The organism is Rathayibacter sp. PhB127, assembly GCF_003751665.1.
Lineage (GTDB): Bacteria > Actinomycetota > Actinomycetes > Actinomycetales > Microbacteriaceae > Rathayibacter > Rathayibacter festucae.
In genome coordinates this window covers 91,411-117,165 of sequence record NZ_RKHW01000005.1, presented here as the reverse complement: position 1 = coordinate 117,165, position 25,755 = coordinate 91,411, and the positions used below count along the sequence as shown (strand labels likewise).

Sequence of the window (25,755 nt, the reverse complement as noted above, 5' to 3'; positions counted from 1 at the left end):
AGCCCCACGACCGATATCGAGTTGAGACATTCCGTCCTAGCTCGACCCCTGCTGCTGGACGAACGGCGTACCCCGCCGACGACGCGAGATGCCACTTGTGCACGCGACACGCCGTGGAAGGCGTGCACAAGTGGCATCTCGCGGGAGGGGGGGCGTCAGCGCAGGGCGTCGAGCACGGCCTCCAGCTCGTCGACGGCGGAGTCGATCTCGGCGGCGGTGACGACGAGGGGCGGGGCGAGGCGGATGGTCGAGCCGTGGGTGTCCTTGGCCAGGACGCCGCGGGCCATCAGGGCCTCGCAGACGGCGCGGCCGGAGGCGAGGGCGGGGTCGATGTCGATGCCGGCCCAGAGTCCGGCGCCGCGGACGGCGACGACACCGCGGCCGATCAGCGCGGTGAGGCGGGCGTGCAGCTGGGCGCCGCGCTCGCGGGCCAGCGCCTGGTACTCCCCGGTGGCGAGCAGCTCGACGACCGCGAGGCCGACGGCGGCGGCGAGCGGGTTGCCGCCGAAGGTCGAGCCGTGCTGGCCGGGCTGGAGCACGCCGAGCACGTCGGCGTTCGCGACGACCGCCGACACCGGGACGATGCCGCCGCCGAGCGCCTTGCCCAGCAGGTAGACGTCCGGGACGACGTCGACGAGGTCGCAGGCGAAGGTCGCGCCGGTGCGGCCGAGGCCGGACTGGATCTCGTCGGCGATGAAGAGCACGTTGTGGCGCGCGGTGATCTCGCGGACGGCGGGGAGGTAGTCGGCCGGCGGGACGACGATGCCCGCCTCGCCCTGGATCGGCTCGATCAGCACGGCGACGGTGTCCCCGTCGATCGCGGCCTCGAGGGCCGCCGCGTCGCCGAACGGCACCGTGCGGAAGCCGGGCGTGAACGGCGCGAAGCCGTCGCGCGCCTCCGCGTCGTCGCTGAAGGAGATGATCGTCGTGGTGCGGCCGTGGAAGTTGCCGGCCGCGACGATGATGTTCGCGCGGCCCGGCGCGACGCCCTTCACCCGGTAGCCCCAGGCGCGGGCGACCTTGATGCCGGACTCGACGGCCTCCGCGCCCGTGTTCATCGGGAGGACCATGTCCTTGCCGGCGAGCGCGGCGAGCGCCGTCACGAACGGACCGAGCTGGTCGTTGTGGAAGGCGCGGCTGGTGAGGGTGACCCGGGAGAGCTGTGCGCGCGCCGCGTCCAGCAGCACCGGGTGCGAGTGGCCGAAGTTGACGGCGGAGTACGCGGCGAGGCAGTCGAGGTAGCGGCGGCCCTCGACGTCGGTGATCCAGGCGCCCTCGCCGGTCGCGGCGACGACGGGCAGCGGGTGGTAGTTGTGCGCGGCGTGCGCCTCCTCCGCGGCGATCAGCTCGGCGGAACGGTCGGTCTCGGTGATGCTCATGTCGTGCCTCCTGAGGACGATCGACTGCTCAGAAGTTGTCGTACTCGAGTGCCGAATACGACGACTTCTGCGGAGTGGGTGTAGGGAGAAGGGGAGGGGTCAGCGCCGCAGCTCGAGGGTGCAGCACTTCACGCCGCCGCCGCCGAGCAGCAGCTCGGACAGATCGACGCCGATCGGGTGGTAGCCGCGCTCGCGCAGCTGGCGCTCGAAGCCGGCCGCCCGCGAGGCGATGACGACGTTGAGGCCGTCGGAGAAGGAGTTGAGCCCGAGCACGGACGCGTCCTCCTCCGAGACGAGGATCGCGTCGGGGTAGAGCTCGCGGAGGACGCGGTTGCCCTCCTCGCTGAACGCGCTCGGCAGGTAGGCGATGTTCGCGTCGTCGAGCACGGCGATCGCGGTGTCGAGGTGGTAGAACGACGGGTTCACCAGCTCGAGGGTGACGACCTCGCGGCCGAAGATCCGGGCGACCTCGGCGTGCGAGTCGGAGGCGGAGCGGAAGCCGGTGCCGGCCAGGATCCGCTCGCCGACGAGGAGGAAGTCGCCCTCGCCCTCGTTGACCTCCTCGGGCACGCGCACGTCGAAGCCGGCGCCGCGGAACCAGTCCATGTAGGCGGGGCCCTCGGGCTGGCGCTCGGGGTAGGTGAAGGAGGCGCCGTAGGCGATGCCGTCGATCACGAAGCCGCCGTTCGCGGCGTAGACCATGTCGGGCAGGCCGGCCTCGGGCTCGATCAGCTGCACGTCGAAGCCGAGCTCGACGTAGGTGTCGTACAGCGTCTGCCACTGGCGCACGGCGAGCGCGGTGTCGGTCGGGACCTGCGGGTCCATCCACGGGTTGATGCGGTAGACGACGGTGAAGTGCTCGGGGCGGCACATCAAGACCGTCTTCGAAACGGGGATGCGGGTCGGGGCGGTGGCGAGCACGGCGGTATCGGTCATTCGAGTCCTCCTGCGAAAGGATGCGGATGAGCGGACCGGGTCCAGTGGCTCCGTCCCCGCGAGGCGGGTGGAGCACGCTCGCAGCCAGTCTCGCACGCGCGGATCCTGCGATTTTCGCCAGGAGACGCACGGAATCGCTCACTATCGCGGTCTCGCGCGCAGGATCGCGGCACTGCGGCGAGGACGCCTCCGAAGGGATGGACCGTCCGTTCGTGGCGCCGGCCGTGACGCACGGGGAGGGCAGGAGTCCCGCGACCACTCCCGGGGACGTCGGATCTCCGTGGAAGAGACGCCCGCCACCCCATGCTGGTCGAGTAGCCCGAAGGGCGTATCGAGACCCATCATCACCAGGACCTCCGCCGCCACCGCTCCGCCGCGCGCCCTGCTCGATCGGCCCGGAGCCCGAGGTCCGCGCTGAGCGCCCTCCGTGCGCGGCCGTTAGCATTCGAGCATCGTGTCCGCCGCGGCCCGCCGCGCTCAACGGAAAGCCTCACCGTGACTCCTCGACGCCGCCGTCCGCCCGTGCACGTCCTGCCGACCCGGTGACCTCGGACACCGCGCCTCGCGCCCTCCTCCTCGGCATCGAGACCGGCGGCACCAAGGTCGTCGCCGCGATCGCCGCGCAGGAGGACCCCGAGCGGATCCTCGCCAAGAGGACCCTGCCCACCCGCGGCCCCGCGGAGACCCTCGGCGACCTGGCCGCGTTCACCCGCGACCACGGCGTCGAGGGAACGGTCGCCGCGATCGGCGTCGCCTCGTTCGGCCCGCTCGACATCGACCCCGCCTCGCCCGGCTACGGCCGGCTCACCTCCACGCCCAAGCTCGGCTGGGAGGGCACCGACGTGCTGTCTCCGCTCGAGGCGGCGGCGCCCGGCGCGCGGACCGCGCTGGTGACCGACGTCAACGGCTCGGCCCTCGGCGAGGCGCGCTGGGGCGCCGGGCAGGGCGAGCCCGATTTCGTCTACCTGACCGTCGGCACCGGGGTCGGCGGCGGCCTCGTCGCGGGCGGCCGTCTCCTCGCCGGCAGCGGCTGGCCCGAGGTGGCGCACGTGCTGCCCCGCCGGCACCCGGAGGACCGCTTCGAGGGCACCTGCCCGTTCCACGGCGACTGCCTCGAGGGGCTCGTCGCCGGCCCGGCGATCTCGGCGCGCTGGGGTGTGGACGGCTCGAGCCTCGGTGCGGAGGACGCGGCGGCGAACCTGCGCTTCAGCTCCTACTACCTCGCCCAGCTCGTGACGACGCTCGCCTACGTCGCGGGCGTCCGCCTCGCCATCGTCGGCGGCGGCGTCGCCAAGACGCCCGGCCTGCTCGCCGCCACCGAGGCCGAGGTGGAGCGCCTGATGGGCGCTCCCGGCGCGAACGGCACCGGCGCCGCCCACCTCCGCCTGGTCCCCCCGGCCCTCGGCGACGAGGCCGGCGTCCGCGGCGCCCTCTCCCTCGCGGAGTCCCTGCTCTGACCCCCTCTGCTCCCCTCCGCGAGATGCCACTTATGAGCGCGACACGCCGACGGAAGCGCTCACAAGTGGCATCTCGCGGGAAGTGCGGAGGGGCTACAGGGCGTCGAGGTCGCGGAGGGCCGCCAGGGCGCGGTCGAGGCGGGCGGACTCGGGCTCGTCCCACCACTTCGGGCCGCGCTCGCCGAGGCCGTGCTTGGCCAGGCCGGTCCGCGTGCGGGCGGCGGCGACCGCGGCGTCGTCGCCGGCCTTCTTCGCCGTGCGCACGCCGGAGCGGCCGCGGCCGAGGTGCGACTTCAGCGCCGCGACGACGTCCTCGGGGAGGCTCGGGTCGGTCCGGCGCCAGCGGCGGCCGTCGACGACGAGCCAGCGCCCGTCTTCGGTGGGTCCGTCGGCGAGGGGCCCGTCGGCGGAGCGCCCGTCAGCGGAGCGCCCGTCGGCGCCGGGCTGATCGGTGCTCACGACGCGGCGTGCGCCAGGGCCGCGTAGGCCCGCTCGGGCCCGGTCGTCCCGGTGAGCGCCGCGGACAGCTCGTCCAGCCGCGCCCGCGCCGCGCCGTCGAGCGCGAGCATCCGCTGCGCCGCTGCCGCCAGCTCGGGCACCCCGGCCGCGTTCGGATCGAGCACCTCCGCGACCTCCGAGTCCTCCAGCGCCGCGGCCCCCGCGAACTGGTCCGTCGAGAACGGCAGCACGACCAGCGGCACCCCGGCCGTCATCGACTCCGTCACGCTGTTGTTGCCGCCGTGCGTGACCGCCAGCGCGGCCCGGCCGAGCAGCGTCACCTGCGGCAGGAAGCCGCGGACCAGCCAGCCGGCGGGCACGTCGCCCAGGGCCGACGGATCGGTCGCTCCCGAGGCCAGCGCGACGCGCACCGGCCGCCCGTCGACCGAGACGCCGGCCAGCGCCGCGACCACCCGCGCGAGCACGTCGTCGCGCACCGAGAGGAAGCTGCCGAAGCTCACGTAGACGACCGGGTCGTCCGAGGCGGCGAGCCACTCCTCCACCTCGGCGTCGCGCGGCTCGCCGCGGACGGCCGAGCCGAGGAAGGCGTGCGGTGGGAGCTGCGCCGTCCGCGCCGCGTCGTGCAGCTCTCCGGGGTAGTTCAGCAGCAGCACGTCGCCGCTCTCCGCGAAGGCGTCGAGGCTGAGCGGCGCGGCCGGGTCGAGCGCGGTCAGCGCGGCGTTCCACTCCGCCGTGAAGGAGTCGCGGACCCGCTCGCAGAGCGCGCGCAGCCGCGCCAGATCCTCGGCCGGCGGCTCGAAGGCGTCGGGCCAGACCGGCGGGAAGCCGTAGACCTCGCCGGGCACCGTCAGCGCGCTCGGGTGCCCGAGCACCACGTCGCCGTAGGGCACGCCGAGCGCCCGCAGCGCGACCCGCGCGGTGAAGGCGAGGTGGTCGACGACGATCGCGTCGGGCCGGACCTCGTCCAGGATCTCGCGCAGCCGCGCGGCGACGCCCGCCGGGTCCCAGAGCAGGTCGGTCAGCCGCTCGCCGGCCTGGTACTCCAGCGTCGGCACCATGCCGCGGCGGGTCGCGTCGAAGAAGCCGCGGAGCGAGTCGCCCTCGTCGGGCGCCTGCTCCTCCGCCCGGATGGTACCCGGGTTGGAGCCGCGGCCGAGCCGGAGCGGGACGTGCTCGAAGCCGAAGCCGTCGACGATCGAGCGGGTCGCGTCGCCGGTCGCGACGACGACGCGCTCGCCGGCCGCCCGCCAGGCGGTGCCGAGGGTCGCCAGCGGCAGCAGGTGCGAGGCGTAGTCGGGGCTGACGATCAGCAGGGTCACGAGGCGCCCAGCACGAGGTCCGAGCCGAGCGGGCGCTCCTGCTCCGCGGTCGCCCGCGCGTAGACGGCGGAGAGCTCATGCGCCATCGCCTCGATCGTGTAGCGCTCGCGCACCATGGCGCGGCCGCGCTCGGCGGAGTACTCGGCGAGCGGACCGGCGGCGAGATCGAGCGCGAAGCAGGCGGCGACGGCGAGCGCCTCCTGATCGGAGGTGTCGACGAGGAAGCCGGTCACGCCCTCCTCCACGTAGGTCGCCGGGCCGCCTGTAGCCGGAGCGACCACCGGCAGCCCCGCGGCGAGCGCTTCGAGCAGCGCGATGCCGAACTCCTCCTTGACGCTCGCGCAGACGTAGGCGCCGCCGGCCGCGGCGAGCCCGGGGCGGCCGTGACGCACGGCGCCCAGCCAGCGCGCGACGGTGCCGTTCGGGCGGTGCCCGGCGAGCAGCAGACCGTCCGCGGAGACGGCGCGGATCCGGTCGAGCTGCTCCGTCTCGTCGGGGGTCGGCGCGTCGAGGTCGCCGCCGACGAGGAGGAGGTTCGCGCGGTCGCGCAGCGGCGAGCCGGCCCAGGCCTCCGCCAGCGTCGCCATCCCCTTCACCCGGTGCAGCCGCCCGACACTGAGCAGCAGCGGCAGCCCGCGGCGCTCGGCCGGCAGCTCGGCGAGGAGCGCGTCGAGGGAGGAGAGGTCGTCGCCGGCGTCGAGGGCGACCGGCTCGCCGGCGGCGGCATCGCGCGCCGCCTCCTCGCCGCGCTCGACCAGGCGCACGTCGATCCCCTCGGGGACGATCGTGTGCCGCTCGGGGTGCGCGGTGATGTCGATGCCGAGCATGTCGCGCATCGTCTCGGCGAGCTCGGCGCGCGGGAAGAGCACGGTGTGCGCGGCGTCGGCGGCGAGCCGCTGCACCAGGCGCACCCGGAACCAGAAGTGCTCGACGGCGTCGCGGTCGCCGAAGTCGGCGCGCGAGAGGGTGCCCGCCTCGTCGAGCCCGGCGATCAGGGCGTGCGGGTCAGGTGCGACGGTGAAGACGACGGGGATCTCCAGCTCGCGCGCGACGGCGGCCGCGGCGAGCGAGCCGACGTCGGCCATCCGCAGGTGCACGACGTCGACGCGGCCGGCCGCGCGGAGGTACCGGCGGATCCCGCGCTCGGCGGCGATGCGCCGCGGCCAGGCGAGCGGCATCGGCACGGCGGCACCCACGAACGGCACGGGAGCGAAGCCGTGGCCCGCGGCGGGCAGCTCGGCGAGCGCGCGCTCGGCCTCGGCCGGGGTGCCGCGGGAGAGGGTGAGGACGCGCTCGATGCCGTCCTCCTCCGTCAGCGCGTCGCCGAGGCGGACGAGGAGGGTGGCGATGCCGCCGTTGTCGCCCGCGCCGACGCGGGTGAGCGTGCCGTCGATGTCGGCGTGCACGAAGAGCTGCGCGACGGTGGGGCCGGCGTCGGCGACAGGAGCGATGGCGCGGTCGGCGAGGGCGACGCGCGCGACGGGGCCGAGCGGCTCGGGCATCTCGCCGAGGCGGGCGAGCATCAGCGCGGCGTCGTCGGAGGGCCGCTCGCCGAGCGCGTCGGCGGCCGCGGCGCGCGCCTCGAACACCTCGCTCTCGTCGGCGGCGGTGTGCAGGAGGGTCCGCTCGGCGATCGCGCCGGGGACCAGGCCGATCGTCTCGACGTAGCGCGCGCGGACGTCGCGGTCGCGCTCGCCGATCAGCGCGCCCTCGAGCGCGAGCGCGACGAGGTCGGGGGTGGAGGACGCCCAGAGCAGCAGGGTGCGCTGAGCGAGCATGCCGGCGAAGCCGCCGTCGCGGACCATGCGCAGCAGCGGGCCGACCGCGGCCGGCCGGGGCAGGCGGCCGCCGAACGCCCAGGCGGCGTGCTCGCGGATGAAGGCGCGCTCGTCGGCGAGCAGCCGGAGCAGCGCGAGGTCGGCCTCCTCGTCGAAGACCTGGGCGAGCGAGTGCACCGCGGCGATCGCGGTGAGCTGGTCGGCGGGATCGAGGGCCGCGCGGGTCAGCAGGCGCACCGCGCGTCCGCCCCCGTCGCTCACGGCGGCGATCGTCAGGGCGTCGGCCGCCCGGATCGCCTCGAGGAGGGTGGGCGCTGCGCGCACGGCGTCGAGAACGGTCTGCGTGGCCACGGGATCACCTGGTCTGGTCGGAGCGGAGGAGGGCGCGCCTCGGAGACGGCCCCCACGAGCATGCCGCTCCCGACGCTGGGAAATCACTACTTGCGCCGGAACTCCCCCCGCGCTAGCTCCTCCTGTCAAGGGGGTACCACCCGTGACTTCGCTTTCCGCGAGATGCCACTTGTGCACGCGACACGCCGTGAGAAGTGTGCACAAGTGGCATCTCGCGGCGGGGGATCAGGGCGCCAGCCAGTCCAGGAGTTGCGGGAGGGGCCACGTCGTGACGATGCGGGCGGGTGGGACACCGAGGCGCTCGGCCCGCTCGGCGCCGTAGTCGAGGAGGCCGAGCTGACCGGGGGCGTGCGCGTCGCTGTCGATGGAGAAGAGGCAGCCGGCCTCGAGGGCCAGGGCGATCAGCTCGTCCGGCGGGTCCTCCCGCTCGGGGCGGGCGTTGATCTCGACCGCGGTCCCGTGCTCGGCGCAGGCCCGGAAGACGGCGCCGGCGTCGAAGGTCGACGGCGGCCGGGTGCCGCGCTCCCCCGTGACGAGCCGCCCGGTGACGTGCCCGAGCACCCGGGTCCGCGGATGCGCGGCCGCCGCGACCAGGCGCGCCGTCATCTCGCGGCTCGGCATCCGCAGCTTCGAGTGCGCGCTCGCGACCACGACGTCGAGCCGCGCGAGCATCTCCTCCGACTGGTCGAGCGCGCCGTCCTCCAGCACGTCGACCTCGATCCCGCTGAGCAGCCGCAGCGATCCGGTGTCCAGACCGGCCAGGTGCTCCAGCTGCTCGGCGAGCCGCTCGGCGCTCAGCCCGTGGGCGACCCGCAGCCGCGGCGAGTGGTCGGTCAGCGCGAGGTACTCGTGCCCGAGCACGCGGGCCGCGTCGGCCATCGCCGCGATCGGCGTCGCTCCGTCCGACCACTCGCTGTGGCTGTGCAGGTCGCCGCGGAGGAGGCTCCGCAGCGCGCTCTCGGGCAGGGACGCGGTGCCGCGCAGCTCGGCGAGGTAGTCCGGCACCCGCCCCTCGAGCGCCTGGCGGATGACGGTGAAGGTCGTGTCGCCGATCCCCGGCGCCGCGCGGACCAGCGCGAGGTCTGTCCGCTCCCCCTCGGCCATGCCCTCGAGCACGGCGAGCGCCTTCCGGAACGCCTTCGCGCGGTACTTCGACGCCCGCTCCTGCTCGAGCAGGGCGGCGATCTCCTGCAGTGCCGCGAGCGGATCCATGCTCCCGGTCTAGCAGACGCCCGTCGACCCCTGGGTGATCGCCGAGCGCTCTTGCCCACGGCGCCAGACGCGATATATCGTGACTTCCATCGACTCGCGCTATATCGCGAGTCGTCCCGACATCACCAGCAGCAGGATCGCCCCACGAGGGCGCAGAAGGAGGAGCACCATGTCGCTCGAGAAATGGCTCGTGCAGGCGGGCGAGACGAAGGTCATCGACCTCGACGTCGTCCGCGCGATCAAGATCGCCCTGGTCGGCGGTCAGATCGACGTCATCGGGCACGACGAGCCCACCGCCCGCGTCGAGGTGCACAGCGTCTCCGGCCGCCCGCTCAAGGTCTCGATGGACGGCGACCGCCTCGAGGTCGACCACATCCAGCTCCGCTGGGACACCGTCGTCGACGTCGCCAAGGGCCTCGGCCGCCGCGGCGACCGCGCCGACATCAGCCTGCTCGTCCCCCGCGGCGTCGCGCTCAAGTTCGACACCGTCTCGGCCGACGGCCTCGTCTCCGGTCTGCACTCGGACGCCCGCGTCTCCACCGTCGGCGGCGACATCGTCATCGACGGCCTGCGCGGCGACATCGAGGCGAACACCGTCCACGGCGAGCTCTCCGTCCGCAACCACACCGGCCGCGTCACCGCGCACACCGTCTCCGGCGACGTCACCACCGCCGGCGCGCTCACCCGCTTCTCCGTCGACGGCGTCTCGGGCAGCGTCTTCGTCGACGCCGAGGACGCACCGGACGAGATCCAGTGCAACACCGTCAGCGGCGACCTCACGATCCGGATCGACGAGGGCCTCGGCGCCCGTTACCGGATCAACACCGCGACCGGCACGCTGCAGCTCGACGGCGAGGTGGTCAAGGGCACGTTCGGTCGCGGCTACACCGCGACCACCGGCTCCCTCGACTCGAAATGGGTCGACGTCACCGCCAACTCGGTGACCGGTGCCGTCACCGTGGTCCGCCGCTCCCCCGCCGCTCCCGCCGCGCAGCGCCTCACCGACGCGAGCGCACTGTGAGCCCCGTCTTCGCGCACGGCCGCCTGCGCCTCTACCTGCTCAACCTCCTCGCGGAGTCGCCCAAGCACGGCTACGAGCTGATCCAGGCGCTCAGCGAGCGCTTCGGCGGCACCTACGCCCCGAGCGCCGGCACGGTGTACCCGCGCCTGGCGAAGCTCGAGGAGGAGGGCCTGGTCACCAAGGAGGCCGACGGCCGCAAGACCGTCTACTCCATCACCGACGCAGGCCGCGACGAGCTGGCGAACCGCGCGACCGACCTCGGCGACATCGAGGAGGAGCTGACCGACTCCGTCCGCCGCCTGGCCGACGAGGTGCGCCTCGGCGTCGCGGAGGCGATGAAGAGCCTGCGCGCGGATCTGGCGAGCGCCGCCCGCGACTCGCGCCCGTCCCGCGGCGGTCCGGAGCACTCGGCCGAGACGCCCGCCCCGGCGGAGTCGTCGTCGGAGTCGTCGGAGGCGACGTCGGGCCAGCGCCCGCAGGACGCCCCGCCCGCGGAGACCCCGGCCGCCGACACCGCCGCGGTCGACGCGCGCACCGCCTCCCGGCTCGCCCTGCGCGACGCCGAGGTGCTGCTCACCGAGTTCCGCGACGAGCTGCGCGCCGAGCTGCGCACGGCCGCCGCGCACGGCTCCGTGACCGCGGCGAGCACGGACGCCCTGCGCAACGCGCTCGACCAGGCGCGCGCGGCGGTCCGCTCCACGCTGAGCTGACGCCCGCCGCACCACCGCTGACGGCGGGGGTCCCCTCGGGGGTCCCCGCCGTTCGGCTGTCCGCCGCTGCCGCCGCGGTGCACGACGAAGGACTCGTGGCCCCGGCCCGGTCCGACGGGATCGGCCGGCTCCTCCGTGCCGGAGCGGTTTCCACGTGCCGGAGACGCGCCGACCGACCGGTGCCGGAGGTTCGGCTCGCGCGATCGGCTCGGGCTCGTGGAATCAGCCGGTTCCGGCGCGCCGTACTGGTTCTCGCGTGCCGGACGTGGCCGTGGTGAGACTTCGGCTCGCGGATCCGGCTCGGGCTCGCGGAATCGGGTGGTTCCGTCGTGCCCAAGCGGTTCTCGCGTGCCGGAGGAGGCCGGTGGCGGATGTTCGGCTCCCAGTTCAGGCCCGGGCTCGCGAGATCGCACGGTTTTGACGTGCCAGAACTGTTCTCGCGTGCCGGAGGTGGCCGGGACGGATATTCGGCTCGCCGTTCCGGCTCAGGCTCGCCGAATCGGATGGTTCCGGCGTGCCCAAGCGGTTCTCGCGAGCCGGAGATGGCCGGCGCGCATGTTCGGCTCGCAGTTCCGGCCCGGGCACGCGGAATCGCAGGGTTTCAACGCGCCGGACTGAGTTTTGCGTGCCCGAAGTAGCCGAGACGGACGTTCGGCTCGTGGTTGTAGCTCAGGCTCGCGGAATCGGACATTCTCAGCGTGCCGGAGCGGTTTCCGCGTGCCGGAGGTAGCCGGGGTGGCGGTCCACCGGCCGCGCCCCCATCCGCCCCTTGCGCTCCGCCGCTCCAGGACTATATTTCCTATAGGATCTTTTGTGCGACCAACGCCGGTCGCATCGAGCGCAATGGAGCACTGATGAGCGAGAGCACACCCGCGCGGACCGTCCAGGGGGCGCCGAACCTTCAGGGGGCGCAGTCCTGGGACGGCGTCGACTGGAACCCCGACAGCTGGACCGCCGAGACCTGGCCGATCGCCACCTGCCTGCACGGCATCCCGCCCGTCGGCCGCGACGGCGTCGCCCTGCACGACGCGGCCCCCGAGGTCTGGGACGACATGTTCGCCCAGGTCGAGCAGGTCGGCTTCACCCTCGCCGAGCTGGCCGACAGCCACGTCCGCCCGGCGGACCTCGAGCCCTCGCGCCGCGACGAGTTCCTCAGCATCGCGAAGTCGCACGGCATCGGCATCCCCTCGGTGCACCTGCAGCGCCAGAGCGTGATCATGCCCGGGCACGAGGAGAAGAACCTCGCCTACGCGCACCGCACCATCGACGCGGCCGCCGAGTGGGGCATGCAGGTCTTCTCGACCGGTCTGCACCAGCCGTTCAGCGCCGCGCAGAAGCGCGCGCTCTGGTTCTGGACCGCCGAGGGCCCCAAGGACCCGGACGACCCCGACGTCTGGAACGCCGCCGTCAGCCGCATCCGCGAGCTCGGCAAGCACGCCGCCGACGTGGGCCTCCCGCTCGCGCTCGAGCTCTACGAGGACACCTACCTCGGCACCGCCGACAGCGCCGTCCGCTTCGTCGAGGAGGTGGGCCTCGACAACGTCGGCCTCAACCCCGATGTCGCGAACCTCATCCGCCTGCACCGCCCCGTCGAGGACTGGCGCGAGCTGTTCGCCAAGACCCTCCCCTACGCCAACTACATGCACGTGAAGAACTACACCCGCGACGAGTCGGCCGACGGCTCCTGGGCCACCTCGGTCCCCTCGACCATGGAGGCCGGTCTCATCAACTACCGCCAGGTCCTGCGCGATGCGATCGAGGGCGGCTTCCGCGGCATCCTCCTCGCCGAGCACTACGGCGGCGACAGCCTCGGCATGTGCTCGACCAACCAGACCTACATCCGCTCGCTGCTGCCCCGCGCGGCCCGGGCCTCGCAGTAAGGAACGACAGACATGAGCGACACCACCGGCACCACCACCCCGACCGCGCGCACCATCGCCGTCGTCGGCTCCGGCTACATGGGCGGAGGCATGGCCCAGGTCCTCGCGCTCTCCGGCGCCACCGTCGTCATCGCCGACATCTCCGAGGAGATCGCCCGCAGCAACTACGAGCGCCTGCTCACCGAGACCGCGCAGTTCGTCGCCGACGGCCTCTTCCCCGAGGACGCGGTCGAGCGCATCCGGCAGAACCTCTCCCCCGCCGCCTCGATCGAGGAGGCCGTCGCGACCGCCGACTTCATCGAGGAGGCCGTCCCCGAGAAGATCGAGATCAAGCACGAGACCCTCCGCCGGATCAGCGCCGCCGCGCGCCCCGACGCCGTGATCGGCTCGAACACCTCGACCATCCTGATCGGCTCGCTGGCCGAGGCCGTGACGAACCCCGAGCGCTTCCTCGGCGTGCACTTCTCCAACCCGGCGCCGTTCATCCCCGGCGTCGAGCTGATCCCGCACGCCGGCACCGCCGAGAGCGCGATCGCACTGGCCGAGGAGATCGTCGCGGCGACCGGCAAGGAGACCGCGCGGGTCAAGGACTCCACCGGCTTCGTGCTCAACCGCCTGCAGTACGCGCTCTTCCACGAGGCGACGCAGATCGTCGAGGAGGGCATCGCCACCCCCGAGGACATCGACACGATCGTCCGCACCACCTTCGGCTTCCGCCTCCCCGTCTTCGGCCCGTTCGCGATCGCCGACATGGCCGGCCTCGACGTCTACGCCTTCTGCTACGCCTCGCTGCAGACCCGCTGGCCCGAGCGCTTCGCCACCCCGGAGTCGCTGGCCGCGCTGGTCGACGCCGGGAAGTTCGGCACCAAGTCCGGCGCCGGCTACCTCGACGTGCCCGCCGAGCGGACCGCCGAGCTGATCGCGTACCGCAACCGCGCCTATGTCGCCATCAAGAAGCTGATGGACGAGCTCGGCCCCGCGCCGATCGCCTGACGCGCCGACCGAGAAGGAGCACCCTCATGACCGCATTCCCCGAGTCCCGGACCGTCGTCCTCACCGGCGCCGCGTCCCCGCGCGGCATCGGCCGCTACTCCGCCCACCACCTCGCCGAGCTCGGCTGGAACGTCGGCGTCATCGACCTGCACGCCGAGGCCGCGCAGGAGGTGGCCGCCGAGATCGCCGAGCAGCACGGCGTCCAGGCCGCCGGCGCCGGAGCGAACGTCGCCGACGACGCGCAGGTCCGCGCGGCCTTCGACGCGCTCGAGGCCGCCCTCCCGCCCGTCGTGGCGCTGGTCAACCTGGCCGGGATCGCCTCCCCCGTCTCCTACCTCGAGGTCACCCCCGAGGAGTGGCAGCGGGTCCTCGACGTCAACCTCAACGGCGTGCACTTCAGCACCCGCCGCGCGGTGGAGTCGATGGTCGCCCGCGGCGTCGGCCGCGTGGTCAGCCTCTCCTCCGTCTCCGCGCAGCGCGGCGGCGGCACCTTCAGCAAGACCGCCTACTCCGCGGCCAAGGCCGGCGTCATCGGCTTCACCCGCAGCGTCGCCCGCGAGCTCGGCGGCCAGGGGATCACCGTCAACGCGATCTCCCCCGGCCCGATCGACACCGACATCATGGGCGGCACCCTCACCGAGGAGCGCAAGACGGCCATGGCCGCCGACGGCGTGCTCCCGCGCATCGGCACGCCTCGCGACATCGCCGCGGCGATCGCCTACCTCATCAGCGAGGACGCCGGCTTCGTGACGGGTCAGACCCTGAACGTCGACGGCGGCCTCTACATGCACTGATCCTCCTCGGAACCGATCCCTCGGCACCGATCCCCTCGGCACCGATCCCTCGGCACCGATCCCTCGGCACTGATCCCTTCAGCACTGGAACGGACGTCCCCATGAACAAGCTCACCGGAACCTGGTCGCTCGGCCGCTGGATCTTCCTCGGCGTCGGCGTGATCCTCGTCGCCGTCGGCATGGCGCAGATCCTGCCCGCGCTCGGCTCCTGACCCCTCCCACCCCTCACCGCATTCGGCCGACTCAAAGGAGAGCGCCTTGACCACCTCGTCCCCAGCCCTCGGATCCACCCGTGATCCCGCGCTGAAATCCGCCATCTCGAAGGCGTCCCGGCATCTGATGCCGATGCTCGTCATCCTCTACTTCGTCGCGTTCCTCGACCGCACCAACGTCGGCTTCGCCGAGGAGGCGCTCTCGGTCGACCGCGGCATCTCCGACGGCGCGTTCGCGCTCGGCGCCGGCATCTTCTTCATCGGCTACGCGATCTTCGAGATCCCGAGCAACCTGCTGCTCAAGCGCTTCGGCGCCCGGTTCTGGCTGGCCCGCATCGCGGTCACCTGGGGCATCGTCGCTGCGGCGTTCGCCTTCACCACCGGCGACACGATGTTCATCGTCCTGCGCTTCCTGCTCGGCGTGACCGAGGCCGGGCTCTTCCCCGGCGTGATCATGTTCCTGTCGGAGTGGTTCCCCAACAAGGTCCGCGTGCAGATGTTCGCGATCTTCTACCTGGCGCAGCCCTTCTCGCAGATGCTCGGCGCCCCGCTCAGCGGCGGCCTGATCAGCGTCGGCAACCAGATCACCCCGTGGGAGGGCTGGCAGGTGATGTTCTTCACCGAGGGCGTGCTCGCGGTGCTCGCCGGCATCGCCGCGCTGAAGTTCCTGACGAACCATCCGCAGAAGGCGAAGTGGCTGACGCAGGGCGAGAAGGACTCGTTGACGGCGGCGATGGAGCGCGAGGACACCGTGCGCCAGGCCGACGGCCCGACCGGCATCTGGAAGGCGATGGCCAGCTGGAAGGTCTGGTACTTCACGATCATCTACTTCTGCCTGCAGATCGCGGTCTACGGCACGACGTTCTACCTCCCGCAGCAGGTCGCCAATCTGATCGGGCAGGACGTCGGCTTCCAGGTCGGACTCGTCTCGGCCATCCCGTGGCTGGTGGGCCTGTTCGCCTGCTACTACGTGGGGCAGCACGCCAACACGATCCGCCGCCGCCGCTCCTGGGGCGCGATGTTCTACATCTTCACCGGCCTGTCGATCTTCGGCTCGGCCTGGGCGGGATCGGCCGGCCAGCCGATCCTCGGCCTGCTGTTCATCACCCTCGCGGTGGCGAGCTTCCTCTCCGTCGGACCGATCACCTGGGCCTACCCGACCGCGTTCCTCACCGGAGCAGCGGCCGCGGCCGGCATCGGCCTGATCAACTCGCTCGGCAACCTGGGCGGCTTCGTCGCCCCGCTGATGCGCAACGGCTTCAATGAGGCCGTGCCCACCGAGAGTGGCGTGTGGGGAGTCGTCTCCCTCGGCGTCTTCGCCTTCCTCGCCGCCGCCATGATGTTCTGCACCAAGTTCTTCCGCGGCTCCAAGGCGGACGAGCTGCTCGAGACCACGAGCGTCCAGGCGAGCCACTGACCCGCCGCCGCCGTGAAGGGCCCGACCGCACCCGCGGCCGGGCCCTTCGCCGTCCCACCCTCCGGCTGATCGAGCAGCCCGCACAGCGGGACTAGCGAGATCCACCGTTCTGCAGGAGGGTCGGTCTCGATACGCCGCTCCGCGGCTACTCGACCAGCATGAAGGGGCTCATCGCCTGCAGATCGGACAGCCCGGCCGACGGCCGGTCCCCTTGCCGACCGAACAGCCCGCCCATCACGCGACCCATGCCGACGGAACAGCCCGCGCATCGAGCGGCCCATGCCGATCGAGTAGCCCGCATGGCGGGCGTATCGAGATCCACCGTTCTGCAGGACCTCGGGTCTCGATACGCCGCTCCGCGGCTACTCGACCAGCATGAGTGGGCTCATCGCCTGCAGATCGGACAGCCCGGCCGACGGCCGGTCCCCCTGCTGATCGAGCAGCCCGCGCACCGCGCGGCCCATGCCGATCGAACAGCCCGCGCAGTGCGCGGTCCATGCTGATCGAGTAGCCCGCATGGCGGGCGTATCGAGATCCCCCCTGCAGAAGCCAGGTCTCGATACGCCGCTCCGCGGCTACTCGACCAGCATGGGTCGCGGCATCCGCGCACACCTCTCGCCCTGACAGCGCACCGTCCGGCCACCTCCGGCACGCGGAACGCACTCCGGCACGCGGGAACCACCCGATTCGGCGAGCCGAGGCCGATTCTGCGAGCCGGAGCTCAGCCCCGGCCACCTCCGGCACGCGGAACGACCTCCGGCACGCGGGAACCACCCGATTCCACGAGCCCGGGCCGATTCCGCGAGCCGGAGTTCAGCCCCCGCACGCCCGAAGTGTCAGCGGACGGAGTCGCGGCGCGAGCGCTCGCGCACCCGCTCGATGTGCACGCGCATCGCCGCCGCCGCCGCCTCCGGGCCGGCCGCGAACGCATCCACGATCGCCCGGTGCTCCATGACGGCGTCGTCCGCGTCGCTGACGCCCGTCTGCACGGTCTGGCGCATCCGGTGCACTCGCGTCGAGATCGCCTCGGACATGTCGATCAGGAACGGGTTGTGCGTGCCCTCGAAGATCAGGTGGTGGAAGTTCCAGTCCACCGCGAAGTACTCGCGCAGCAGCGCCACCGGCAGCTCGCCCTCGGTGGAGGCCGCGCGCACGACGGCGGTCATCGCCTCGTGCGCGGCGAGCGCCTCCTGCAGCCGCGGCACCAGCGCCGCCTCGTGCGCCGACGCGAGCGCCGCCGCGCCGCTCTCGAGCACCAGCCGCGCGTCGAAGAGCGCGTCGAGCTGGTCGTCGGCGAGCGGCGGCGCCACCCGGTAGCCCTTGTTGGCCACCCGGGTGACGAGGCCCGTCCGCTCGAGCTGCACGAGCGCCTCGCGCACCGGCGTCGGCGAGACGCCGAGCTCGCGCGCCACCGCGTCGATCGACAGGCGCATGCCCGGCTCGATGTCCGGGCCGAGCAGCACGTCGAGCACGCGCTCGTAGACGTGGTCACGCAGACCCCGCCGCTCGATCGACTCCGCACCGGTCAGGCGGAACACGGCGTCGGTCATCACAGCCTCGCGGATCGGTGCGGAAGGGGCCGGCCGGGGCGCCCGATGGAGGGCGCTCGGCACAGCGGTCGGCTCAGCTTACGCAGTCGCTCCCGAGCGCTCGTACGCGACGATCTCCTCCACCTTCGCGGCCGAGGCGCTCGACTCGTCGAAGACGTAGCCGAGCCACTCCCGCACGTTCCGCCGGGCGACCTCGATGCCGACGACGCGCTGCCCCATGCAGAGCACCTGCGCGTCGTTCGAGAGCACGCCGCGCTCCACCGAGAAGGAGTCGTGCGCCGTCACAGCGCGGATCCCCTCGACCTTGTTCGCCGCGATCGCGACGCCGAGGCCGGTGCCGCAGATCAGCAGCGCCCGGTCGACCTCACCGCGCGCGACCAGCTCGGCCGCCGCGATCGCGACGCTCGGGTAGGGCGTGTGCGACTCCGCGTCCACGCCGACGTCGACGACCGAGACGACCCGGTCGTCGGCCTCGAGATCGCGCTTCAGGATCTCCTTGTAGTCGTAGCCGGCGTCGTCCGATCCGACGACGATCCTCCAGGTGGTGCTCATGCGGTCTCTCCTTCGTGGGTGGACGGTGCGTTCGGGGCGGATGCGGTGCCGGAGTCGGCACCGAGCTGCGGTGCGATCGCCTCGACGATCAGCGCGAACGAGATCGCGCCGGGGTCGGGCGTCCCGAGCGACTTCTCGCCGTGCGAGCGCGCGCGGCCGAGTCCGGGCATCAGGTCGGAGGTGGCGTCGGCGGCCGAGCGAGCGGCCACCGCGGCGGCGCCCCACGCGTCGGCGAGCGCGTCGCCCGCACCGGCCCGCTCCGCCAGCGTCTCGGCGAACGGCACCAGCGCGTCCACCATCGTCTTGTCGCCGACGCTCGCCTTCCCGTAGCCGCGCACGGCGTCGGAGGCGGCGGTCACCCCCGCGCTCACCTCGCGCGCGCTCACGGCCCGGTCGTCGCCGAGCGCCTCGCCGACACTGCGGAGGATGACGCCCCACAGCGCTCCGGACGTCCCGCCCGCGCGGTCCGACCAGGCGTCGCCGGCCCGGGTGAGCAGCGTCTGCGCCCCGGCCCCGCGCTCGAGCACGCCGGCCGCCTCCTGCGCGGCGGCCCGCGCCCCGCGCTGCATGCCGATGCCGTGGTCGCCGTCGCCCGCGATCGAGTCCAGCCGACCGAGCTCGTCGGCGTTCGCGTCGATCACGTCGCGGATCGCCGCGATCGCGTCCGACAGCCGCGCGGCCGCGGCCCGCGACTCCTCCGAGGCCTCGCCGACCTCGGCGGCGACCTCCTCGGCCTGCGTCGCGGTGACGGCCACGAGTGCGCCGCCGTCGACCGCCCCGGTGCGGAAGGCCGGCGTGTCGCTCGGCGCCGTCCACAGCGTCTCGAGCTCCTCATCCACCCAGAACAGCGTCAGCGAGACCCCGGCCATGTCGAAGCTGGTGCAGAACTCGCCCACCTGCGGGTCGACGAGGGTGATCCCGCGCGCCTCGAGCAGGTCGGCGATCGTGCTGAAGACGACGAACAGCTCCTCGCTCTTCACCGAGCCGAGCCCGTTCAGCACCGGGACCACCCGGGCGCCGTCGACGCTCACGCCCTCGGGGATCTCGGCGTCGGCGAGCAGGTGCGTCACGAACAGCTCGGCGAGCTCCGCGGCGCTCGGGATGTCGACCTCGTCGATCCCGGGCTCGCCGTGGATGCCGAGGCCGACCGCCATCCGGCCCTCGGGCACCGAGAACAGCGGCTCGTCGGCCCCGGGCAGCGTGCAGCCGGTGAAGGCGACGCCGAGCGAGCGGGTGCGCGCGTTGCCGAGCACGGCCACCCGCTCCACGTCGTCGATCGCGTAGCCCGCGGCGGCGGCGGCCCCGGCCACCTTGAAGACGGTGAGGTCGCCGGCGATCCCGCGGCGCTTGTGCGCCTCCTCCGGCTTCGCGCTGAAGATGTCGTCGGTCACGGTGACGGTGCGGCAGTCGATGCCGTCGGCCCGCACCGCGTCCTGCGCGGCGGTGAAGTGCAGCACGTCGCCGGCGTAGTTGCCGTAGCTGAGCAGCACGCCGCGGCCCTGCTCGCTCGCGCGGATCACCGACTCGACCTGGTGCGCCGAGGGCGAGGCGAAGAGGTTGCCCATCGCGGCGCCGTGGGCGAGGCCGGGCCCGACCAGTCCGGCGAAGGCCGGGTAGTGGCCCGAGCCGCCGCCGATGACCACCGCGACCTCGGGCTCCTCGGAGCGGGTCGAGCGGGAGACGCCGCCGACGACCTTGCGGACCCAGCGGCCGTTGGCGCGGACGAAGCCGTCGACCATGTCGTCGGCGAAGTCGGCGGGTTCGTTCCAGAGACGGGTCATGCTCGTCGGCTCCTCATCATCGAGTGCGCCGGCCCTCCGGCCGGACCCGTCGATCCTATAGGATTTTCACCGCCCACTCCAGGCGGCCTGGGCAGGTCAGCTACTGCCGCCCCACCGCCAGCGCCTCCTCCTCCACGTCGAGGAACGCCAGCGCGCTGCGCACCGCCGGCTCCTGGTAGCGGCCCTCGGCGCGCGCCTTCAGCACCGCCTCGCGCTCGGCCGCGATCATCACGCGCCGCAGCCGGTTGTAGGAGTGGGTCAGCGGCTCCGCGCCCTCGGCCTCCGGCGGGTTCTCCAGCGCGTCCGCGAGGAACACCGCGTTCCGCCGCAGCCGGTCGAGCACCCGCTCCTCGACACCGTCCTGCGGCTCCTGGTCGAGCCGCGCGAGACCGGCCGACTGCGCCTCCGCCAGCAGCATCTGCTTCTCGACGTGCTCCTGTTGCTCGTTCGGCGCCGGCAGCTTGAGCAGCCGGAGCACCCTCGGCAGCGCGAGCCCCTGCACCAGCGTGCCCGCCACCACCACGAACGCCAGGAACTGCAGGAACGCCCGCTGCGGTGTCTCCTCCGGCAGCAGGAACGCCGCCGCGAGCGTGACGACGCCGCGGATCCCGGCCACGGACACCCCGAGCGCCGTCGGCCAGGTCCAGCCGCGCTGCTGCAGCCGCCGCGGGCCGTGCCGGAAGAGGACCGTGGTCAGGCACATCCAGAGCACCCGGCTGCCGATCAGCGCCCCGAGCAGCGCGGCACTGATGCCGATCCCCTGCCAGACGCCGATGTCGGAGTCGGCGGTCGCCGCGACCACCGAGGACAGGCTCAGTCCGATGAAGAGGAAGACGGCGTTCTCGAGCAGGAACTGGATGGTGCGCCAGTTCAGCGACTCCGCGATCCGTGCCTGCGCCGACTGGATGACCGGCGCCCGGAAGCCGAGGAACAGCCCGGCGACCACCACCGCGAGCACTCCCGAGCCGTGCAGCAGCTGCGCCGGGATGAACGCGACGTACGGCGTCACCAGCGAGAGGCTCGTGTCGAGCACCGAGGAGGACACCTGCTTGCGCACGAAGCCGAGGACGACGGCGATCAGGATGCCGACCCCCGCCCCGACCACGACGGCCAGCACGAAGTCGAGCGCGATCCCGCCGGGCGTCACGGTGCTGACGATCGCGAGCAGCGACGCGTTCAGCGCGACCAGCGCGGTCGCGTCGTTGAGCAGGCTCTCGCCCTCCAGCACCGTCATCATCCGCCGCGGGAGGCGCAGCCGCCCCGCGATCGCGGACACCGCCACCGCATCGGTCGGCGCCACGATCGCGCCGAAGGCCAGGGCCGCGGCGATCGAGATCGCCGGCACCACCGCCCAGGCGACCGCGCCGACCACCAGCACCGTGAAGACCACGAGTCCGACCGAGAGCAGCAGGATGCTGTCGCCGCGGGCGCGGACGTCGAGCACCGAGGTGCGGATCGCCGCCGCGTAGAGCAGCGGCGGCAGGATCCCGTAGAGGACGACGTCCGGCTCGACCACCACCTCGGGGATCCCGGGGACGAAGGAGGCCAGCGCCCCGACGGCGACCAGCGCCACGGGTGCCGACCAGCCCGCCTTGCCCGAGAGCCCCGTCACCAGCACGGTGACGACGACGAACGAGACGATCCAGATGATGGCGACGACCGGTTCCTCCACGCGGCTCCCTCCCGAGAGCCGAGCCTAGGCCCGACGGCCGACGCTAGGCACCGGCCTCGTGGATGTCGCGGGCCTTGGTCACGCGCCCCGCGTCGACCGGGTTCATCCCGAGCACGATCTTGCCGCGCGAGTGCCGCTTCTCGAGGTCGTCGAAGGCGTCCTGCACGAAGCCGTAGGGGTAGAAGCCCGAGACCAGCACCCGCAGCTTCTGGTCGCGGACCAGCGCGACCAGCTCGCCGAGGATCTCGGTGTCGCGCCGCGCGGTCTCGGCGTCGGGCCAGACGGCGCGCAGCTCGATCTCCTTGCGGTCGTCGCTGGAGTGGAAGCGGGCCGGCTCGATCCCGAGCTCCTCGGCCAGCGCCGCGTTGTCGCCGCCGAAGTTGTCGAGGAAGACGGTCACGCCGTTCGGCGCCGCGGCCCGGATCCGGTCGGCGATGCCGTCGCCGTAGACGATCGGCTTCACGCCGATCTGGCGGAGGTAGTCGAAGTTGCGCTCGCCGCAGGTGCCGAGCACGGTCGCGCCGCGCAGCTTCGCGAGCTGGATCTCCATGCTGCCCACACCGCCCGCCGCCGCCGAGACGACCACGGTGTCGTCCGGCCCGATGTGGGTGGCCTCGATCGCGCGCCAGGCGGTGACGCCCGCGAGGAACAGCGCGCCGCCGACCTCCCAGCTCACCGAGGCGGGCTTCGCGACGAGGTTCTCCCGCGGGACGACGATGTGGGTGGCGTGCGAGCCGACCAGCGCGTGGCCGACGACGTCGCTGCGGAGCTTGAGGTCGCTCACGCCCTCGCCGAGGCCGACGACGATGCCGGAGAAGTCGGTGCCCTGGCGCATCGGGAAGGCCGCGGAGTGGTCGGAGTCGAACATCCCGCGCCGGATGAACGCCTCCATGTGGTTCACGCCTGCCGCGAGGACCTCGACCAGCACCTCCCCCGGCCCGGGCTGGGGTCGCGCGATGTCGGCGATCTCGAGCACGTCCACGCCGCCGAAGCGGGAGAACTGGACGGCACGGGCGGAGTCGGAGCGCAGACGGGACATGCGCTCATCATCCGCCTCCGGCGGCACGACCCCGTGGCCCCCGAAAGGGGACATGCGACGCCGGAGGGGCCGATCGGGCCGTCAGGCGACGAGGTCTGGGTCCGCAGCGGGATCCGTGCCGGGGCAGTACAGCTGCGTGCGCGGACCGCTGCGGTCGATCACGTGCTCCGACATCAGGCGGCCGCAGAGCGGGCAGGCGCGGCCGGCGGGAGCCTCGGGCTCGGGCTGGTCGTAGGGCCCGAGCGGCGGCGGACCGAGCCAGGGGAAGAGCCGCGCGTTGAAGCGCTGGTAGAGGGAGCGGGTCGGCTTGGCCATATGCTTAGTGTACTAATGATCAGTGTGCGAGGGGAAAGGGAGGACGAATCCGTGGAGACCGATCCCGTGGACACCGATCCGCTCGCCCTGCAGAACCAGGTCTGCTTCTCGCTCGCCGTGGCCGCCCGCACCGTCATCGGCCTCTACCGCCCCGTGCTCGAGCCGCTCGGCCTCACCCACCCGCAGTACCTGGTGATGCTCGCGCTCTGGGAGCGCGCCCCGCGCTCCCTCGCCGACCTCGGCGCCGCCCTGCACCTCGAGCCCGCCACCCTCAGCCCGCTGGTGAAGCGCCTGGAGGCCGGCGGCTACGTCACGCGCGCCCGCAGCACCGAGGACGAGCGCCGCCTCGACGTCGCACTCACCCCGGAGGGAGCCGCCCTGCGCGAGCGGGCGCTCCAGGTCCCCCCGCAGATCGTCGAGCGCCTCGCCCTCCCCCTCGACGAGCTGACCGCCGTCCGCGACACCCTCACCCGCCTGATCGGCGCAGCCACCCACCCCTGACGCTGCAGCGCGAATCGACTCGCCCGAGAAGGCTCGTTCTCGGGGTGGAGAACGAGCCTTCTCGGGCAAGTCGGTGCGGCTGCGCCGCTCCTGCTCGTCGGAGACCTCCGCTTGCAGAACGAAGGCCTTGACCGAGAAGAGCGGTTCAGGGGTGTGCACACGGCACGCCCCTGAACCGCTCTTCTCGGTTCTCAGGAACTCAGTTCGCGACGCGGAGCGTGATCGCCGAGCTGGTGGTCACGTTGCCGGCCTTGTCCTGGGCCTTGGCCGTCACCTGGTAGGCGGCGTTCGGGTAGGACGACGAGCTCGCGGTCAGGGCCCACGTCCCGTCCGACTGCTTCACGCCGTTGCCGAGCTTCGTGCCGGACGCGTAGAACGCGACGGCCGTCACTCCGACGTTGTCGCTGGCCGAGGCCACGAGGCGGATCGAGCCGACGACCGTGGTGTTGGTCGCGGGCGAGGTGATGCTCACCGTCGGCTTCTGCGTGTCGGTCGCCGGCGGGGTGGTCGGCGTCGCGGTCGGCGTCGGCGTGGCGGTCGGCTTCGGAGTCGACGTGGGCGTGGCCGTCGGCTTCGGAGTCGAGGTGGGCGTCGCCGTCGGGGTCGCGGTGGGCGTGGCCGTGGGGGTCGGCGTCGCGGTCGGCGTCGGGTCCGGCGTCGGAACGGTGCCGACGGGGATCGTGCTCACGGCGTATCCGAAGTAGCGGCCGGCGACGGGGCGGGTCGGGTCACCCTGGAAGCTGCGGCCGCGCTCGGTCGCCGCCTTCGCCTGCGCGATGACCTGGGCGCGGACCTGCGCCGGGCTCTTGCCCGCGCAGGATCCACCGGAGCTCATGCAGTCGAGGACGACGCCGCTGGTGCCGGCGGCCGCCATGCTGGTGCCCGACTGGATGTAGGCGTACGACCCGCCCTTCTTGGTGGTGTACGGGCACATGCCGGGGGCGGCGATGGTGTGCTTCTGGTCGGCGGCCGAGACGGCGAAGTTGCTGTTGGTCGAGACCGCGTCGTCCTTGGTCTGGACGCCGCAGGGCGCCGTGCCGAGTCCGCCGGGCTTGCCGTCGTAGTTGGCCATGTTGGTCACGGCGAGCACCTCGTCGTAGGCGGCCGGGATCCAGCCCGCGAGGTCCTCGGAGGTGTTGCCCGCGGAGCCGACGGAGACGATGCCCTTGGCCTCGAGGTCGCAGATCGCCTGGTGGATCACGTCGCCGTTCGAGCGGCCGCAGTTGCCGTCGTCGGTGCCGTAGGTGGCGAGCGACATGTTGACGACCTTGATGTTGTACTTCGCCGCGTTCGCGGACACCCAGTCGAGGGCGCACATCAGGGTGCCGGTGTTGCCGCGGTTGTTCGCGTCGAGCGCGCGGACCGAGTAGATCGGAGCGCCGGGTGCGACGCCGACCGAGCCGGAGCCGTTGTCCAGCGCCGCCATGTAGCCGGAGACGCCGGTGCCGTGGCCGTTGGCGTCGGCGGCGGTGCCCGAGCCGAAGCAGTTGATCTGCTCCTTCAGGTTGTAGTCGGGGTGCGAGCTGACGCCGGAGTCGATGACCGCGACGGCCGGACCGGTGTAGTTCGTCACTCCGTCGCCGGCGCGCACCGGGGCCTTGTCGGCCTCCGCGGTGAGCACGTGCGAGGGGACGGTCTGCGCCTGGCCGTCGACGACCTGGTCGGCGGGGGTGATGCCGAGGACGCGCGAGTCGGCCTCGAGGACCGCCTTCTGGCGCTCGGTGAGCGGGGCGGTGAAGCCCGCGACGCCGCCCTCGAACTGCACGTCGTCGGCGACGCCGAGCGCGCGGACGACCTGCTCCGAGATCGAGCTCGAGTCGACCGACACGAGGTACTGGCCGGTCGTGGCGGCCTGGGCGGGGGCGGAGCCGGCGAGGGCGATGCCGGCGGTCACGGCGAGCGCGGTGGCCAGGCCGGCTGCGCGCCAGAGGCGCGAGCGGGCCGGCGGCGCGGCGGTGCGGGAAGTGGACACGGGTTCAGTCGATTCTGTCGGCGTCTCGGCCGACCTGTCGTGGTGCGGGCGGGTCGACGCAGGCACTCCGAGCGAGCGCCCGCGCCGCTGCAGCGGGGCTCGGGTCAGAGGCCGGGAGGCGGCGGAACGGTGCAGGCCCCTCCGAGCGTCGACGGGCGGAACCCGTCGGCTCCCCCCATCGGAGTGACCTGTCTTCGACTTCAACAGACTTCAGGCGATTTCACAGCGTCGAGGGTGACCCCAGTTCGAGGGTGATTTGACCCCCTGTCCCACAGATGGGGACCTCGTTGGAACCGCTTGCCCGACAGCTGCGGAAATGCCCGGTCACAGCGCGGGTTCAGCGCTCTCGCGGCGGGCGTCCCGGCGGCTTGACTGCCCCCGGCCACGGAGTAGTGTCGTCGCTCGTGACACACGAGGGCCCCCCTTCGGGCGCGAAGGCGTCCCCCACCGGTGCG

21 protein-coding genes are annotated in these 25,755 nt (G+C 72.9%); 8 read left to right on the top strand and 13 right to left on the bottom strand.

The window, feature by feature from the left end:
• Window positions 1-155 precede the first annotated feature (155 nt).
• Window positions 156-1,379, bottom strand: coding sequence for an ornithine--oxo-acid transaminase (gene rocD, locus EDF22_RS18750; protein ID WP_123706344.1), 1,224 nt, complete (start codon window positions 1,377-1,379; stop codon window positions 156-158).
• A gap of 99 nt (window positions 1,380-1,478) precedes the next feature.
• Entirely contained in the window at window positions 1,479-2,315 is an 837-nt protein-coding gene (gene ddaH / locus EDF22_RS18745; protein WP_123706343.1) for a dimethylargininase, read from the bottom strand.
• 542 nt (window positions 2,316-2,857) lie between these two features.
• Between ddaH and EDF22_RS21005 the strand changes: the two genes are divergently transcribed.
• Window positions 2,858-3,772, top strand: coding sequence for an ROK family protein (locus EDF22_RS21005; RefSeq protein ID WP_185039132.1), 915 nt, complete (start codon window positions 2,858-2,860; stop codon window positions 3,770-3,772).
• Between the two features lie 93 nt (window positions 3,773-3,865).
• On the opposite strand, the gene EDF22_RS18735 is transcribed toward EDF22_RS21005, so the two are convergent.
• The 4 genes from EDF22_RS18735 to EDF22_RS18720 all read right to left on the bottom strand — a co-directional run bounded on the left by EDF22_RS18735 (window position 3,866) and on the right by EDF22_RS18720 (window position 8,891).
• Window positions 3,866-4,231: a biopolymer transporter Tol gene (locus tag EDF22_RS18735; RefSeq protein ID WP_260303560.1), complete on the bottom strand. Its 366-nt coding sequence runs from the start codon at window positions 4,229-4,231 to the stop codon at window positions 3,866-3,868.
• The gene (locus EDF22_RS18730) at window positions 4,228-5,550 is read right to left on the bottom strand and encodes a glycosyltransferase (RefSeq protein ID WP_123706341.1); all 1,323 of its coding nucleotides are present in this window, start codon (window positions 5,548-5,550) and stop codon (window positions 4,228-4,230) included. Before EDF22_RS18730 ends, EDF22_RS18735 begins: the two co-directional genes overlap by 4 nt.
• Window positions 5,547-7,679: a glycosyltransferase gene (locus tag EDF22_RS18725; RefSeq protein ID WP_123706340.1), complete on the bottom strand. Its 2,133-nt coding sequence runs from the start codon at window positions 7,677-7,679 to the stop codon at window positions 5,547-5,549. The genes EDF22_RS18730 and EDF22_RS18725 overlap by 4 nt, the downstream gene beginning before the upstream one ends.
• A gap of 225 nt (window positions 7,680-7,904) precedes the next feature.
• Entirely contained in the window at window positions 7,905-8,891 is a 987-nt protein-coding gene (locus EDF22_RS18720; protein ID WP_123706339.1) for a PHP domain-containing protein, read from the bottom strand.
• Window positions 8,892-9,060: 169 nt separating this feature from the next.
• On the opposite strand from EDF22_RS18720, the gene EDF22_RS18715 reads away from it, so the two are divergent.
• From EDF22_RS18715 to EDF22_RS18690, 6 genes are all read left to right on the top strand, one after another.
• Window positions 9,061-9,912, top strand: coding sequence for a DUF4097 family beta strand repeat-containing protein (locus tag EDF22_RS18715; RefSeq protein ID WP_123706338.1), 852 nt, complete (start codon window positions 9,061-9,063; stop codon window positions 9,910-9,912).
• A complete protein-coding gene (locus EDF22_RS18710) occupies window positions 9,909-10,622 on the top strand; it encodes a PadR family transcriptional regulator (RefSeq protein ID WP_123706337.1) in 714 nt (237 codons plus the stop codon). The genes EDF22_RS18715 and EDF22_RS18710 overlap by 4 nt, the downstream gene beginning before the upstream one ends.
• Window positions 10,623-11,476: 854 nt before the next feature.
• The gene (locus EDF22_RS18705) at window positions 11,477-12,502 is read left to right on the top strand and encodes a sugar phosphate isomerase/epimerase (protein WP_123706336.1); all 1,026 of its coding nucleotides are present in this window, start codon (window positions 11,477-11,479) and stop codon (window positions 12,500-12,502) included.
• 12 nt (window positions 12,503-12,514) lie between these two features.
• Window positions 12,515-13,495, top strand: coding sequence for a 3-hydroxyacyl-CoA dehydrogenase family protein (locus tag EDF22_RS18700; RefSeq protein WP_123706335.1), 981 nt, complete (start codon window positions 12,515-12,517; stop codon window positions 13,493-13,495).
• Window positions 13,496-13,521: 26 nt separating this feature from the next.
• Window positions 13,522-14,289: an SDR family NAD(P)-dependent oxidoreductase gene (locus EDF22_RS18695; protein WP_123706334.1), complete on the top strand. Its 768-nt coding sequence runs from the start codon at window positions 13,522-13,524 to the stop codon at window positions 14,287-14,289.
• A gap of 258 nt (window positions 14,290-14,547) precedes the next feature.
• A complete protein-coding gene (locus tag EDF22_RS18690) occupies window positions 14,548-15,918 on the top strand; it encodes an MFS transporter (RefSeq protein WP_260303559.1) in 1,371 nt (456 codons plus the stop codon).
• Between the two features lie 836 nt (window positions 15,919-16,754).
• Here EDF22_RS18690 and EDF22_RS18685 read toward each other — a convergent pair.
• The 6 genes from EDF22_RS18685 to EDF22_RS18660 form a co-directional block, all read right to left on the bottom strand.
• The gene (locus EDF22_RS18685; RefSeq protein ID WP_123706332.1) at window positions 16,755-17,468 is read right to left on the bottom strand and encodes a GntR family transcriptional regulator; all 714 of its coding nucleotides are present in this window, start codon (window positions 17,466-17,468) and stop codon (window positions 16,755-16,757) included.
• A 78-nt stretch (window positions 17,469-17,546) separates the two neighbouring features.
• Complete coding sequence (locus EDF22_RS18680) at window positions 17,547-18,020, bottom strand: ribose-5-phosphate isomerase (RefSeq protein ID WP_123706331.1); 474 nt, start codon at window positions 18,018-18,020, stop codon at window positions 17,547-17,549.
• Window positions 18,017-19,801 (bottom strand): dihydroxyacetone kinase family protein, encoded by a 1,785-nt coding sequence (locus EDF22_RS18675; RefSeq protein ID WP_123706330.1) that lies wholly within the window; start codon window positions 19,799-19,801, stop codon window positions 18,017-18,019. Before EDF22_RS18675 ends, EDF22_RS18680 begins: the two co-directional genes overlap by 4 nt.
• 100 nt (window positions 19,802-19,901) lie before the next feature.
• Window positions 19,902-21,473 carry a sodium:proton antiporter gene (locus EDF22_RS18670; protein ID WP_123706329.1) on the bottom strand — a complete coding sequence of 524 codons (1,572 nt, stop codon included), beginning with the start codon at window positions 21,471-21,473 and terminating at the stop codon, window positions 19,902-19,904.
• Between the two features lie 43 nt (window positions 21,474-21,516).
• Window positions 21,517-22,512 carry an NADP-dependent oxidoreductase gene (locus EDF22_RS18665; protein WP_123448085.1) on the bottom strand — a complete coding sequence of 332 codons (996 nt, stop codon included), beginning with the start codon at window positions 22,510-22,512 and terminating at the stop codon, window positions 21,517-21,519.
• 81 nt (window positions 22,513-22,593) lie between these two features.
• Complete coding sequence (locus EDF22_RS18660) at window positions 22,594-22,827, bottom strand: hypothetical protein (protein ID WP_123706327.1); 234 nt, start codon at window positions 22,825-22,827, stop codon at window positions 22,594-22,596.
• A gap of 51 nt (window positions 22,828-22,878) precedes the next feature.
• On the opposite strand from EDF22_RS18660, the gene EDF22_RS18655 reads away from it, so the two are divergent.
• Window positions 22,879-23,328, top strand: a complete 450-nt coding sequence (locus EDF22_RS18655) for a MarR family winged helix-turn-helix transcriptional regulator (protein ID WP_260303558.1) — start codon at window positions 22,879-22,881, stop codon at window positions 23,326-23,328.
• A 199-nt stretch (window positions 23,329-23,527) separates the two neighbouring features.
• On the opposite strand, the gene EDF22_RS21000 is transcribed toward EDF22_RS18655, so the two are convergent.
• Window positions 23,528-25,300 carry an Ig-like domain-containing protein gene (locus EDF22_RS21000; RefSeq protein WP_185039126.1) on the bottom strand — a complete coding sequence of 591 codons (1,773 nt, stop codon included), beginning with the start codon at window positions 25,298-25,300 and terminating at the stop codon, window positions 23,528-23,530.
• Window positions 25,301-25,755 lie beyond the last annotated feature (455 nt).